10 protein-coding genes are annotated in these 13,330 nt (G+C 52.7%); 9 read left to right on the top strand and 1 reads right to left on the bottom strand.

Annotated elements, in window-relative coordinates:
* The first annotated feature begins 33 nt into the window (after positions 1-33).
* The 3 genes from BMW93_RS14550 to BMW93_RS14540 all read left to right on the top strand — a co-directional run bounded on the left by BMW93_RS14550 (position 34) and on the right by BMW93_RS14540 (position 5,511).
* Complete coding sequence (locus tag BMW93_RS14550; protein WP_090377218.1) at positions 34-2,268, top strand: pyrroloquinoline quinone-dependent dehydrogenase; 2,235 nt, start codon at positions 34-36, stop codon at positions 2,266-2,268.
* 124 nt (positions 2,269-2,392) lie between these two features.
* A complete protein-coding gene (locus BMW93_RS14545) occupies positions 2,393-3,763 on the top strand; it encodes an enolase C-terminal domain-like protein (protein ID WP_090377215.1) in 1,371 nt (456 codons plus the stop codon).
* A gap of 14 nt (positions 3,764-3,777) precedes the next feature.
* On the top strand, positions 3,778-5,511 hold the full coding sequence (locus BMW93_RS14540; protein WP_090377212.1) for an SGNH/GDSL hydrolase family protein: 1,734 nt from the start codon (positions 3,778-3,780) through the stop codon (positions 5,509-5,511).
* A gap of 185 nt (positions 5,512-5,696) precedes the next feature.
* Here the strand turns inward: BMW93_RS14540 and BMW93_RS14535 are convergent, their stop codons facing one another.
* Positions 5,697-6,230 carry a hypothetical protein gene (locus BMW93_RS14535; RefSeq protein ID WP_090377209.1) on the bottom strand — a complete coding sequence of 178 codons (534 nt, stop codon included), beginning with the start codon at positions 6,228-6,230 and terminating at the stop codon, positions 5,697-5,699.
* A 186-nt stretch (positions 6,231-6,416) separates the two neighbouring features.
* On the opposite strand from BMW93_RS14535, the gene BMW93_RS14530 reads away from it, so the two are divergent.
* The 6 genes from BMW93_RS14530 to BMW93_RS35700 form a co-directional block, all read left to right on the top strand.
* Positions 6,417-7,112 carry a LytTR family DNA-binding domain-containing protein gene (locus BMW93_RS14530; protein ID WP_090377207.1) on the top strand — a complete coding sequence of 232 codons (696 nt, stop codon included), beginning with the start codon at positions 6,417-6,419 and terminating at the stop codon, positions 7,110-7,112.
* Positions 7,113-7,130: 18 nt separating this feature from the next.
* Entirely contained in the window at positions 7,131-8,996 is a 1,866-nt protein-coding gene (locus tag BMW93_RS14525; protein ID WP_090377205.1) for an ATP-binding protein, read from the top strand.
* Between the two features lie 79 nt (positions 8,997-9,075).
* Positions 9,076-10,272, top strand: a complete 1,197-nt coding sequence (locus BMW93_RS14520; protein WP_090377202.1) for a hypothetical protein — start codon at positions 9,076-9,078, stop codon at positions 10,270-10,272.
* A gap of 260 nt (positions 10,273-10,532) precedes the next feature.
* Complete coding sequence (locus BMW93_RS14515; RefSeq protein ID WP_090377199.1) at positions 10,533-11,804, top strand: MFS transporter; 1,272 nt, start codon at positions 10,533-10,535, stop codon at positions 11,802-11,804.
* Between the two features lie 94 nt (positions 11,805-11,898).
* Positions 11,899-13,125: a GDSL-type esterase/lipase family protein gene (locus BMW93_RS14510; protein ID WP_090377196.1), complete on the top strand. Its 1,227-nt coding sequence runs from the start codon at positions 11,899-11,901 to the stop codon at positions 13,123-13,125.
* The coding region (locus BMW93_RS35700; protein WP_218147696.1) for a hypothetical protein at positions 13,122-13,330 on the top strand (209 nt) is incomplete at its 3' end. The genes BMW93_RS14510 and BMW93_RS35700, both read left to right, overlap by 4 nt.

The following is a 13,330-nucleotide window of genomic DNA, read 5'->3' as shown; positions in this document are numbered from 1 at the left end:
ACCGCAATATTTGCACATCCAATATTACATTCCATGCATGCGAACCAACACAAAAACGTCGGTCCGACGGGGCGATTTTTGCGGATATTGTCGATTTCGGCGATGCTAACAGCATTGGTAGCATTCGTTGAGCTGCAACCCGACGACCGCAATGCCGACTGGCTCGCCTACGGCGGCAACAAGGCGGGGAACCGCTATTCGCCTTTAACGCAGATCAATCCCGGCAATGTAAGCCAGCTGAAAGTTGCCTGGGAATACGACGCGGCAAAATTACCGGCCGGCATTGCAGCACCGAGGAGACCGATGGAAATCCAATGCCAGCCGATCATCGTGAACGGCATTTTGTACGGTACCACGCCGCATCTGAGCCTGTTTGCATTAAAAGCCGACACGGGCGAGGAGCTCTGGCGCTTCGACCCGTTCACAGGCGGCACGCCGCGTTTTCATGCCAACAGGGGTGTGATGTTTTGGGAAGACGGCGGGGATAAAAGAATCCTTTACACCGCCGGGAACCACCTTTGTGCCGTCGATGCCGCCACTGGAAAACTCGTGCAAGGCTTTGGCGACGCCGGAAAAGTGGATCTGAGCGAAGGTGTGACCGGCCGGCCCGGACGGGAAAACGATAAGCTATCGGTGGACGCGACATCGCCCGGCGTGATTTACAAGGATATCCTCGTGATAGGCTCGCGTGTATCCGAGTACGGGGACGCCGCGCCCGGGCACATACGTGCATTCGACATACGCACGGGAAAGCTCAAATGGACCTTTCATACAGTGCCCGAGCCCGGAGAACCCGGCCACGACACCTGGCCTGAAAATGCCTGGAAACGCATTGGCGGGGCCAATAACTGGGCCGGTATGGTACTCGACGAAAAGCGCGGTGCCGTGTACTTCGGTACCGGCTCGCCTTCGGTGGATTTTTACGGCGCCGACCGCGAAGGAAAGAATCTGTATGCCAACTGCGTGATATCGCTGAATGCGGAGACCGGCAAGATGAACTGGTACTATCAAACCGTGCACCACGACCTTTGGGACAGGGATATTTCCTGCCAGCCCAACCTGCTGACAGTAACGCACAAAGGCAGTAACGGCAAGCCACGCAAAATCGACGCCGTGGCCCAGGCTACCAAAGACGGCCTCCTTTTCCTCCTCGACCGTGACACGGGCAAACCATTGTTCCCCGTAAAAGAACGTCCCGCATTAACAGATTATCACTTACCCGGCGAGCAGCCCTGGCCCACTCAACCTTTTCCGACCAAACCGGCGCCATTTTCGCGGCAGAATTTTACAGAAAGTGAAATTACCGATCGCACACCCGAGGCCCACGCATTTGTGAAGGAAAAATTCAGCCAGACCCGCTCCGGTAACAAGTATATGCCGCCCAGCAAGGAGGGAAGCCTGTACCTGGGCATCGGCGGCGGTGCGGAATGGGGCGGTAATGCGGCCGATCCGGAAGGCATTTTGTACCAGAATGCCAACGAAATGGTATGGGACCTGAAAATGATGGACTACAACGGAAGAGGCGGCACAAAGCAGGCTGCCGCATCACCCGGTCAGGCGGTGTACATGCGGAACTGCGCTGCCTGCCACCGCGCCGATCGCCAGGGAAGCGGGCAGGAGTACCCGAGCCTGGTGCAAGTCGGGAACCGGATGCCGAAGGACGAAATTGCGAACATCATCAAAAGCGGGCGCGGAAGGATGCCGTCATTCCAGCATATTTCCGACCAGGAGCGCTACGAACTGGTTGCATTCCTGACAAACCCGGAAGCCAAAGCACCGGTATCCGAAAACCACAGCGCCAGCGAAGCGCCAACAGAAGCGAAATCAGCATTCCCTTATATTCCGCCCTACATCAACAACGGCTGGACGCGCTTCTTCGACCCGGACGGCTACCCCGCCATTAAACCGCCCTGGGGCACGCTCAATGCTATCGACCTGAACACCGGCGAATACCTCTGGCGCGTGCCGCTCGGCGAATTTCCCGAGCTCGCCAAAAAGGGCGTCCCCATTACCGGTACCGAAAACTACGGCGGCCCGATTGTGACAGCGGGCGGGCTGGTATTCATCGCAGGCACCAAGGACGAGAAAATCCGCGCTTTCGACCGCAAAACAGGTAAAACCGTTTGGGAATACCAACTACCCGCAGGCGGCTTCGCGACCCCGGCTACCTACATGGTGAATGGCAAACAATATGTGGTGATCGCCGCGGGCGGTGCTAAAAACGGGCATAAACCGGGAGGAAAGTACATTGCTTTCGCACTGCCGTGATGGTCGACCACAAATGACCATTCCTGACAACCAATGACTATTCCTGACCACAAATGACTATTCCTAACCCCTTAACATTCCCTGACCAAATCAAAGTAACCAATCATTCCTAATCCAAACTTTTATGAACAATCATACCTCCGAACCGGGCCAAAATCGTCGTGACGCATTGAAAATGCTGGGAGCCGGATCGGCCGCCGGATTGCTCGGCCTTTTGGGTTCCGCCGACCGCGCATACGCCGGGCGTGAGCATTACACGCAACCCGCCTACGCGAAAGGCATGGCGCCGTTGAAAATAAAGAGCGTGAAAGCGATTGCTACCGCGCCACAGGGTTCCAACCTGATCGTCGTGAAAGTGGAAACGACCGAGCCCGGCCTTTACGGACTGGGTTGCGCGACTTTCACTCAACGCGCCCTTGCCGTGGTGACCGCAATCGATACCTATCTCAATGAATTCTGCGTCGGAAGGGACGTCGACAATATCGAAGACATGTGGCATTCCACCTACGTGAGCTCGTATTGGCGAAATGGTCCCGTGCTGAACAATGCATTGAGCGGGCTCGACGAGGCGCTGTGGGACATCAAAGGCAAGCGCGCCGGTATGCCGGTGTACCAGTTGCTGGGCGGCAAGGCCCGTTTCGCGATACCGTGTTACACCCACGCCAACGGCAATACGCCCGAGGCCGTTGCCGACGACGTCCAGCGCATTATGGACCGCGGTTTTAAATACATCCGCATTCAGCAGGGCGGCTACGGCGCTGTGGGTGCCACCGAGCAAAAGCCGGATTTCAAAGCAGCCGGTTTTGGCGGCGCTACCGACAATTATATGAACGAAAGGGCCTATCTGAAATCGGTACCGAAGCTTTTTGAAGCTGTACGCAAGCGCTGCGGCGAGGAGATCGAGCTTCTGCACGACATCCACGAGCGCGTCCAGCCGATGGATGCCATTAATATGATCCGCGCATTGGAGGAATACCGGCCATTCTTCATCGAAGACCCGTTTTCACCCGAAAACATGGGCTGGTTCCGTCAGTTGCGGCAAAGTACCACCGTGCCGATCGCTATGGGAGAGCTGTTCAACAACGTGAACGAGTTCCGTGACCCGATGGCTAATCAATGGTTCGACTACATCCGCTGCCATGTGTCGCAGATCGGCGGCATTACACCTGCCATGAAAGTGGCGCGGCTGGGCGAGTGGTTCAATGTCAAAACGGCCTGGCACGGCCCGGGCGACGTTTCGCCGGTAGGCCACGCGGCACACGCGCACATCGACCTGGCCGTCTGGAACTTCGGTATCCAGGAAGCCGTAAGCTTCAACGAAAAGACGCAGGCGATTTTCAAAGGGTGCCCTACGATGAAGGACGGGTACATGTCGGTGAACGAGGTGCCGGGGCTGGGCGTAGATATAGATGAAAAAGAAGCGGCCAAATACCCGATCACAAGCAAATCCAACTGGCAGGTTCGTAAATTTGACGGCACGAGTATCCGGCCGTAGACATGTAACAATTAATGAAACGCGAATCTCTTTTTAAGTTGATTGTATTGTTAATGCCCTTTCTGGTACTGCTGGTGCTGGAAGGGGCATTGCGTTTGTTTGGCTACGGCCATGATTTAGCAGTTTTTACAGAAGACCCCGGCCGGAAGGGCTATCTGATATTGAACCAGCACGCTTCGAAGCGCTATTTTGCCAACCAGAAAAATGCTACCTACGGGAATGCGGAACCGTTTATGGCCCGGAAAGCACCGAACACCTTTCGCATATTCGTTCTGGGCGAATCGACGACTATCGGCTATCCCTACATGAACAACGGCTCCTTCCATCGGTGGCTGCAATACAGGCTTGCGCAGACCTATCCCGAACGTGATTTCGAGATCATTAACCTCGCGCTTACCGCTGTAAATTCTTACACCGTGCTCGATTTTGGCAAAGCCATGCTCGATTATGAGCCGGATGCCGTGCTCGTCTACACCGGGCATAACGAATATTACGGCGCGATGGGCGTCGCCGCCACCAAAGGTATCGGACATAGCCGAACCCTGGCGCGGCTGCTAATGAATCTGCGTGGTTTGAGACTTACGCAACTTATCGCGTCGGTAACCGACAAGTTCTCAGAGATGCTTTCGGGAGAAAAAGTGGATTTGCGCGAAAATCTGATGAAACGGATGGCCGCCGACCAGCAGATCGCATTCGGTTCGGACGATTACCGTGCGGGGCTCGATCAGTTCCGGGTTAATATGGACGAATTGGCTGCGTTAACCAGCGCCAAAGGGATTCCACTTTTCATGAGTAATCTCGTAAGCAATGAAAAGGACCTGAAACCCTTTATCAGCATACCCGACAAGCAGGGCAATTCGGCAGATATGCATTATCAGTCGGGTATTAAACTGTATCAGGAAGCTGATTACGCAGGCGCGAAAAAGGAACTCGTTCTTGCCAAAGAGCTGGACGCATTGCGTTTCCGTGCACCGGAGGCATTGAACACCATTATTAAAGACGTCGCACACGCTCATAAGGGCGTGACGCTCGTAGACGCCCGCGACCTTTTTGAAAAGCACTCCACAGGCCGCATTCTGGGGAAGGAGACATTATTGGAACACGTGCATCCCAATTTGCAAGGTTACGCATTGCTTTCCGAAGCATTTTACCAATCCCTTAGAAAAGCAGGACTTCTTCCCGCATCGCGTGTTGAAATGCCTTTTGAAATACTGAAAAAACAAATGCCCATTACCCTCGTCGATTCTTTGAAAGGGGAATATGAAATGATGATCCTCAAAGAAGGCTGGCCGTTCAACATTCCGATGCCTGCGGAGGAAAAGCGGGAGAAAACGGAAGAGGAAAAACTGGCGGGTGCATTGGTGGTGAAGCAAATTTCCTGGCGGGATGCCATGTCGCGGCTGCAACGGCATTATGCCGCTGCCAAAGATACCACCCGAATGCTCCGGGTCGCCGAGGCGCTGGCGCTGGATGACCCGCTAAACCCGGTGTATCTTGATAATGCAGGCAAGTTGAGCATTGCAATGGGTTTGAACAGGCAGGCGGTCAATTATTTTTCAAAAGCATTCAGAACGGAAAAAAGCTTCGAACGCGCACGGATGCTTTTTGTAATACTACTCAAAATGGACGAGCCGGCGGAAGCATTGCCCTATGTGCGGTATGCGGCTGCAAACAATACTTCGCGGTTTAATCTTAACGAACTGCTCTCGTTTGTAGAGCAGCAGGTTGAAGCCAAAAAGCGGCGCTGACGTTGGTACAAAGCTCCGGCTTTGTACCCCTTATTCGCAGGCCTTCGGCCGGTCGTTACTGCAATTTCGTTTTGCGGTATAGACCGGCCGGAGGCCTGCAAATAAGAAGCACGAAGGCAACCTTCGCGCCTGCACCGGCCGGGGGCCTGCAAATAAGGGGCGCGAAGCGAGAGCTTCGCGCCATGCTACCTCAGGGTGCTGAAAAATGACACCTGGCCGTCGGCTTTGACCATTAATACATCGGCTTCTTTTCCTTTCGAAACAGTTACGAAATAGTGGTCGGCATCTTCGAACTGGGTGCCGTACAGAAGCATGTTGGTATTGTTGTTTTCGTTGTCTTTGTACTCGACCACAGCGCCAATCGCATAGTTTTTAAATTGTTTCTGGATCTCGTTTTGTGCTTTGGCAGGTATATCTGCGAATTTTTTGTCGGCGGTGGTGCCTACCAGCATGAAGTGGCTGTCGTAAAAAGCCGTCTGTTTTTGGCCGTCTTTGGTAAATGTCACTTCGTCGAATTGAGGGCCTCTTACCCATTTGGCGTCAGGTACCTGGCCGAAATCGGCGTAGAAGCTGTCTTTGGAGCGGGAACTTACGTCGTTGCGGGCTTCGGCGTGTTTTTCGGCGCGGTGTTCTTTTTTGGTGTCTTTGGCAAGTGTCTGTGCCTGAGCTCCTGTGATGGCCAATGCGGCGATGATAGCGGATGTGATGAAAGTTTTCATTGTAATGCTATGTTTTTTGGTGATTGATCGTTTGAATGATCCAAAACTACCGGGTGCCGCCGACCTGGGAAACAGCGCGTGGGCAGATGGGCAGAAACTGTCGGTGAAAAGGGCAGAAGTGTCTTTGTGATTTCTTTTCGCTACATTGGTTTTCGCATTCCTCCAACCTAAACAGCACCGTTAATTATGAATTGCCTGGTGATCGACGACAACATCATTGCCCGCACCACATTGAAGCAACTAGTGAAGCACGACAAAGAGCTGGTCCTCCTGGGTGAATGCGATAACGCGATGGACGCTTACCGCCGGATCATGGACGAGCAGGTGGATCTGCTGCTGCTCGACATTGAAATGGAAGGGATGACGGGCATCGAGCTGGTGAAAACGCTGGTCGGTAAAAACCCGGTGATCATATTTACTACCTCCAAAAAAGAATACGCCGCCGAAGCATTCGAACTCAATGTAGCCGACTATATCACCAAACCCGTCACGCCCGCCCGTTTCCTGCAAGCCATCGAAAAGGCCCGGGAAATATTCAGGAGTAAAAAACAGGAGGTACGGATGGAGGACGATAGTTTCTTGTTTATCAGGGATTCGAATATTGTCCGGCGGCTGAAAATCGGTGATATATTGTATGCGGAGGCCATGGGGGATTATGTCAAACTGTATACCCTGGAAAAATTTTACTCCGTGCATACCTCCTTGAAGGACGTCGAAGCCAAGCTCCCCGAATCGAAATTCCTGCGCGTGCACAGGTCGTTCATCATCCAGGTGGGTAAAATCGATACGATCGAGGGTGGCACGCTTATTATTAACCGGAAAATGGTGCCCGTCGCCGATACCTACCGCGCGGCGTTGAACCGCCGGTTGAATGTGTTGTGATTTTGAAAAGCTGAATCCATGAGAGTCCGCACGCTCGTCATTTATATTACCATTGGCTTTGTGGCCGCTGTGCTCGCACTGGTGGCGGTGCAGTACATGACGCGGCGAAACCTGGAAGAGCTGATCACGGCCAATGAAAACCTGCTCGACGAATACCGCATGAGCAGCGGGCTTTCGCATCAGGCCGATAGTACCAGCCGTGCCACACTGACGAGGAAAATGGATGTGGTAGACCAAAGCGGGCAGCGGGTTTTGCGCTGGAATTTATACCTGACGGTCGGGGTATTGGCGTTGCTCACGGCCGTTTTCGCGATCATCATAGGGCGCATGAAGAAACAGGCGGAGCTGATCGGCAAGCTTAATGTCAGTGAACGGAAGCTGAAAGAAGCCGTGCTCGTGAAAGAAAACTTCCTGGCGAATATGAGCCACGAGATCCGCACGCCATTGAACGCGATTTTAGGTTATACCAATCTCCTCCAAAAGAAAAAACTGGACCCGGATACCCGCCTGCATATCAGCACAGTACAGCAGTCAGGCGAAACGCTGCTGGCGATCGTGAACGATATTCTCGATTTATCCAAAATAGAATCCGGCATGATGCGGATCGAGCAGGTGCCGTTCGGGCCCGAAGCATTGGTACATTCGGTAGCGACGATGTTTCACCACCGCTCGGCGGAAAAGCAGGTGCCGCTCGTCGTAACCTTCGACCCGGCAATTCCCGAAACGATCACCGGCGATCCGACCAGGCTGACGCAAATCCTCGTCAATCTGGTAAGCAATGCATTCAAATTCACGGAAAAAGGCGAGGTAAATCTCCGGGTCAATAGGAATGGCGGCGACGGCGACCGGGTGCAACTGACCTTCGAAGTTACGGACACCGGTATAGGCATTGAAAACGAACGGCTGGAAACGATTTTTGAGCGGTTCCGGCAGGCGGAGGACTCCACTACCCGGCATTTTGGCGGCACCGGGTTGGGTTTGTCCATTGTCCGCGACCTCGTGCATTTGCAGGACGGGCACATCAGTTTATCGAGCGAGCCGGGCATGGGTACGTCTGTAAAAGTGACAATTCCCTACCGGATCGCGGTCGTGGGCGACTCGCTTCCCACGGATGCGCGCATGGATGACGTGCACCCGCAAAGGCCGGGGCTGCGGGTACTGATCGTCGAGGATCATATCATTAATCAGGGACTTATGATGCGGCTGCTGGAAGAGCGGAGGATTGTAAGCCGCGTTGCCGCAAATGGTCACGAGGCAATTGAAATACTTCGTCATCAGCCGTTCGACCTCGTTTTTATGGATATTCAAATGCCGGGAATGGATGGCTACACGGCCACGCGCATCATACGCGAGGAACTGAAACTGGCTATTCCCGTGATTGCCATGACGGCCCATGCCATGGAAGGCGAGAAGGAAAAATGCATCCGCCTCGGTATGGACGATCACATCGCCAAACCGGTGAGGGAAAGCGAGCTGGACAGAATACTGACCCATTTCACTAAAAACATTCCGGCTAACGGCTCGGTGGCGAATGCTTTCAGAGTAATAGACCTCGACTACATGCGGGGGATCAGCAATGGCGATGCCGTATATGAAAAGCTGGTCACCGAGCAGTTCCTCCACCTGATGCCCCGGGAACTGGAAGCACTGTCGGCCGCAACCGGGAAGCGCGACCCGGGTGAAATCCGCCGCATTGCGCACGGGATCAAGACTACCATTTCGATCATGGGTCTGAATACCTTACTCGACGAGCCGCTGGACGTCCTGGAAAGCGAAACGATCCGCCCGGAAGACATTGCCGAACCGGTAGAACGGGTGTTGAGCATTTGCAAGGAAGCTTTGGGAGAAGCGGGGATTTTCTACCGGCAGTTTCAAAAGGAGTAAAGGGTGTTTTGGAGATAGTTGCATTTCTTTTTGATATATTGTAACCCAATTTCTCCTTAACGTTTCCTTATCCGTGTTTATGTCCAAAAACTACCTGTTCAGTTTCTTGTTGAGTTTGTTGTTTTTAGGGCCTGCATATGGCCAAATTCGCTTTGAAAAGGGCTACTTTATTGATAATGAAGGCAAGCGGACGGAATGCTACATCCGTGATTCCGATTGGGTTAGCAATCCCACATCCTTTAAATACAAATTGATTTCAAAAGAGGAATTCGGCGAAGCAAGTGTTGATGACGTCAGGGAATTTGGTACGGAGAATGGACCGGTATATATTCGCGAACGTGTCAATGTGGATCAGTCTCCGGTGATACTTAATCTCTTATCATCTCAGCGGGCACCGGATTGGGTTGAAAAGTTAATATTTTTAAAAACACTTGTTGCCGGCCCTGCTACATTGTACGTGTACCGCTGGTCGGGAATTACACGGTTCTACTATCAGGTAAATGGCGGGCGAATAACGCCATTGGTATACAAGCGCTATCTCGATAATGACGGAAATATTGCTTCCAATTTAGGCTTTCGTCAGGAATTACTCAACGGGTTGCAATGCAAGGACATTCCGGGCAATTGGGTAGCCCGTTTGAATTACACAGAAACGGATATGGAGCGGTGCTTCAATCGCTATAATCGCTGCGTCGATCCGGGTGTTCAAATCAGCAAGAAGGACGTCTCGCGGGAGACATTCAATCTAAGACTTACCCCCGGGGCCGAACTGGCAATGATGAAAGCCGAGCGCTATACGCGTTTCGCGGATGGGGATAGCAAACGCAACAGCTTTTCGGGGCGTTTGGGTCTGGAAGCGGAGTATATTTTGCCATTCAACAAAAATAAATGGGGGTTGCTTGCAGAACCGACACTTCAAAACTACAAAACTCCGCTCGATCTGCTCGGACTTAAACTCAATGCCGACCATTGGGCGGTCGAGTTGCCGGTGGGTGTTCGCCATTATTTTTTCCTTTCAAACAACACCAGGTTATTTGTAAATGGGCTGGCTGTATTCCACCTGGCGAGTTGGCAGTCGTCAGCCAGTCGTCGTGAGCGCGACATGGAAATGCGTTCGCGAACGGGCCTTGCATTAGGCGTTGGTATTTCCAAAGGTAGGTGGGGTGCCGAGATTCGGTATGGTTTACCGCGTAGTGTGTTTGCGTCGTATGTCAATATCGATGTGAAAAGAACCAAAGCATCACTCGTCCTTGGTTACAAGCTTTTTAGCAGGTAGCGCATTTGTGGCGGCGCTGCTTCTTTGTTGTTGCATGCCTGACGGCATTTCAGAAGGCTGTGTATCCGAACCTGCTACCAATGTTACATCGCTACGCGATTTTGGTACTTTTGTGTGGTATCGAAAAAGTGCCGCTAGGCACGCAATATTTGTAGAACGACGACAAGCAAAACCCCAACGTAACGATAACATTTGAAATCCCCGATGGTAGAACCGTCGGGGATTTGCGTTTTTAATGCATATCATTTCCTAAATCCTGCATGAAGCCGCAACTCGCACAGGTACGCTGGTACCGGATTATCCCTGTCGTTTTTGTCACATACAGCCTTGCCTATCTCGATCGCGCCAATTTCGGGTTCGCCGTTGCGGGGGGCATGGCCGACGACCTTAAAATCGACCCGAATACCTCGACGCTGCTGAGCTCGCTGTTCTTTCTGGGGTATTTCTTTTTCCAGATTCCCGGTGCGCATTATGCGGCCACGCGAACGGCCAAGAAGCTGATATTCATTTCGTTGATCCTCTGGGGCGGGCTCGCGGCGGCTACCGGAATGGTCAATAACGCCACAGCACTGATCGTCATCCGTTTCATGCTCGGCGTGGTCGAAAGTGCGGTCATGCCGGCGATGCTCATTCTTCTGAGCCAATGGTTTACCAAGGAAGAACGCTCTCGTGCGAATACGTTTTTAATATTGGGCAACCCGGTTACCGTGCTCTGGATGTCGGTACTATCGGGTTACCTGATCGATTCGATGGGCTGGCGGTGGATGTTCATTATTCAGGGCGTGCCCGGCATTTTATGGGCGTTTATCTGGTGGAAGCTCATCGACGAGCGGCCTATGCAAGCCAAATGGCTCACGGAAGAAGAAAAAATTGCGGTGGAGGAGAAGCTGAAAGCCGAGCAGGCGGGCATCAAGCCGGTCAAGAATTACGCGGAGGCATTCAAATCGACCAAAGTGATCCTGCTTTGCCTGCAATACCTGTTGTGGAGCGTCGGGGTTTACGGCTTTGTAATGTGGTTGCCATCGATCATCAAGGCAGCGCCGAATATGAATATGGTCACGACGGGCTGGCTGTCTGCCGTACCTTATGTGTTTGCGGTGGTAGGGATGCTGGCGGCGTCCTATTTTTCGGATAAAACCGGCAACCGGAAGGTGTTTGTCTGGCCGTTTCTGCTTGTAGCTGCCGTGTGCCTTTATGCGGCGGTGTGGATCGGGACGGAGCAATTCTGGCTCGCCTATGCATTGCTTGTGGTCGCGGGCGGCGCGTTGTACACGCCTTACGGACCATTTTTTGCGGCGATCGCGGAGATTTTGCCTAAAAATGTGATCGGCGGGGCCATCGGGCTGATCAATAGTCTGGGCGCTTTGGGTTCGTTTGCAGGGTCTTACCTGGTGGGGTATCTCAATAGCGAAACGGGGAATTTCAATGCCTCTTACACATTGATGGCTGTGGCGCTGGTACTGGCCACGGTCATCACGATTGTCGTCATCCCGGCCCCGAAGGTCGCGCAACCGATCCCGGAGGAGGTCTGACGCGGGATTTTTGGGTGGCGGGACGGTTAAGTTCGGCGGCTTTGGGTCTTTGTATGCTAATAAAGTACTCTGCCAAACACTTAACTCAAAGTAAATGAGCAATTCCAGACTACCGGGGCTCCCGGTTTGTATTTTTCTGTTATTACTAACCCTCGTCTGTCGACCAACCCTCGCCCAGAACAAAAGTCCGAATTTGCTGAAAGACGGCGACCGGGTGGTGTTCCTGGGAAATTCCATTTTTGAAAACGAATTCCAGTACGGTTACCTCGAACTGGCCCTGACCACCCGTTTTGCCGACAAGGGAATTACATTTCGCAACCTCGGCTGGACAGGCGACAACGTCTGGGGCGAGGCGCGCAGCACTTACACTAATCCGCCGACACCTTACGAGCATTTGATGGAAGACATCACCAAAGCGGCCCCGACCATCGTGTTCCTTGCGTACGGGGGCGTGGAGGCGCAGGAAGGCCAGGCGGGCGTGTCGCATTTCAAGGAGGGTTTGAATAAACTGATCGACAAAATAGAGTCGTTGGGTGCGAGGGCGGTACTGCTCTCGACGATACCGGTCGTTTCGTCCGATACTTCACAGCATATCGATGCCCGCAATGCGGATCTTGAATTGTATTCCAAAGCGATTTCCGATGTGGCTTCCCAGCGCGGCAAGCAGTTTATCGATATTTATACTTCGATATTGAATACAAGCAAAAAGGCCGATATCATCGAAAATACCGTCCATTTGAACGAAACCGGCTACTACTACCTCGCCGATGTGCTGGAAAAGGCATTAGGCCTGCCCAGCGAGCGGGAAACTTCGACGATCACCATTGCCAAGCCGACACCATATTCTTCGAATGTCAAAATCCTCACCGACAGCAAGGATAATAATGTGATCGCGCGCTTCGTGGCTGCCGACAAATACCTGCCGCTGCCGTTCCCACAGGCCAGCAGCTGGGTAGGGAGCGATGCCAATGTGATCAGGATCATCGGGTTGAAAAAAGGATACTACACGCTCACATCCGCCAACGAGCAGGTGGTTACCGCTTCGGCGAAGGAATGGGAGAAGGGCGTGGAGATCAAACAAGGCCCTCAGTTTGAACAATCGGCGCGGATCAGGGAGATGATAATTCGTAAAAACGAGCTGCATTTCTTCCAGTACCGGCCGTTGAACCAGACCTACATCATCGGTTTCCGCAAGTACGAGCAGGGACGCCATGTGCAGGGGCTTGAAGAGCAGAATATCCTCATTAAGTGGCTCGAAGGACAAATTATCCTCAACAGCGAGCTGAAAGAGGTGGTATATGAATTGAGGAAACTGGAATGATGGAGACGCATCCCGCCATGCTGAATGCAACGGGCCCATTGAAAAAACCTTATAACGTGTGCCGTTTCTTACGGTGCGCCGCACCACAAAATAGGCCGGAAATCTCTTTTTCTACAATTATTCTGGTGCTCTGCACCTTACATAATCGGATGGTGCAGAGCACCGGAATAATTGTAGCAATGGTCGATTCAAAACAATCCAGGTG

The sequence above is a fragment of the Dyadobacter sp. SG02 genome (assembly GCF_900109045.1).
GTDB lineage: Bacteria > Bacteroidota > Bacteroidia > Cytophagales > Spirosomataceae > Dyadobacter.
This window is presented reverse-complemented; position numbering and strand designations above follow the sequence as displayed.

Bases quoted from the DNA above. Each gene is read 5' to 3' on its own strand.
- BMW93_RS14550 (WP_090377218.1), top strand. From the start codon at position 34: ATGCATGCGAACCAACACAAAAACGTCGGTCCGACGGGGCGATTTTTG.
- BMW93_RS14545 (WP_090377215.1), top strand. From the start codon at position 2,393: ATGAACAATCATACCTCCGAACCGGGCCAAAATCGTCGTGACGCATTG.
- BMW93_RS14540 (WP_090377212.1), top strand. From the start codon at position 3,778: ATGAAACGCGAATCTCTTTTTAAGTTGATTGTATTGTTAATGCCCTTT.
- BMW93_RS14535 (WP_090377209.1), bottom strand. From the start codon at position 6,230: ATGAAAACTTTCATCACATCCGCTATCATCGCCGCATTGGCCATCACA.
- BMW93_RS14530 (WP_090377207.1), top strand. From the start codon at position 6,417: ATGAATTGCCTGGTGATCGACGACAACATCATTGCCCGCACCACATTG.
- BMW93_RS14525 (WP_090377205.1), top strand. From the start codon at position 7,131: ATGAGAGTCCGCACGCTCGTCATTTATATTACCATTGGCTTTGTGGCC.
- BMW93_RS14520 (WP_090377202.1), top strand. From the start codon at position 9,076: ATGTCCAAAAACTACCTGTTCAGTTTCTTGTTGAGTTTGTTGTTTTTA.
- BMW93_RS14515 (WP_090377199.1), top strand. From the start codon at position 10,533: ATGAAGCCGCAACTCGCACAGGTACGCTGGTACCGGATTATCCCTGTC.
- BMW93_RS14510 (WP_090377196.1), top strand. From the start codon at position 11,899: ATGAGCAATTCCAGACTACCGGGGCTCCCGGTTTGTATTTTTCTGTTA.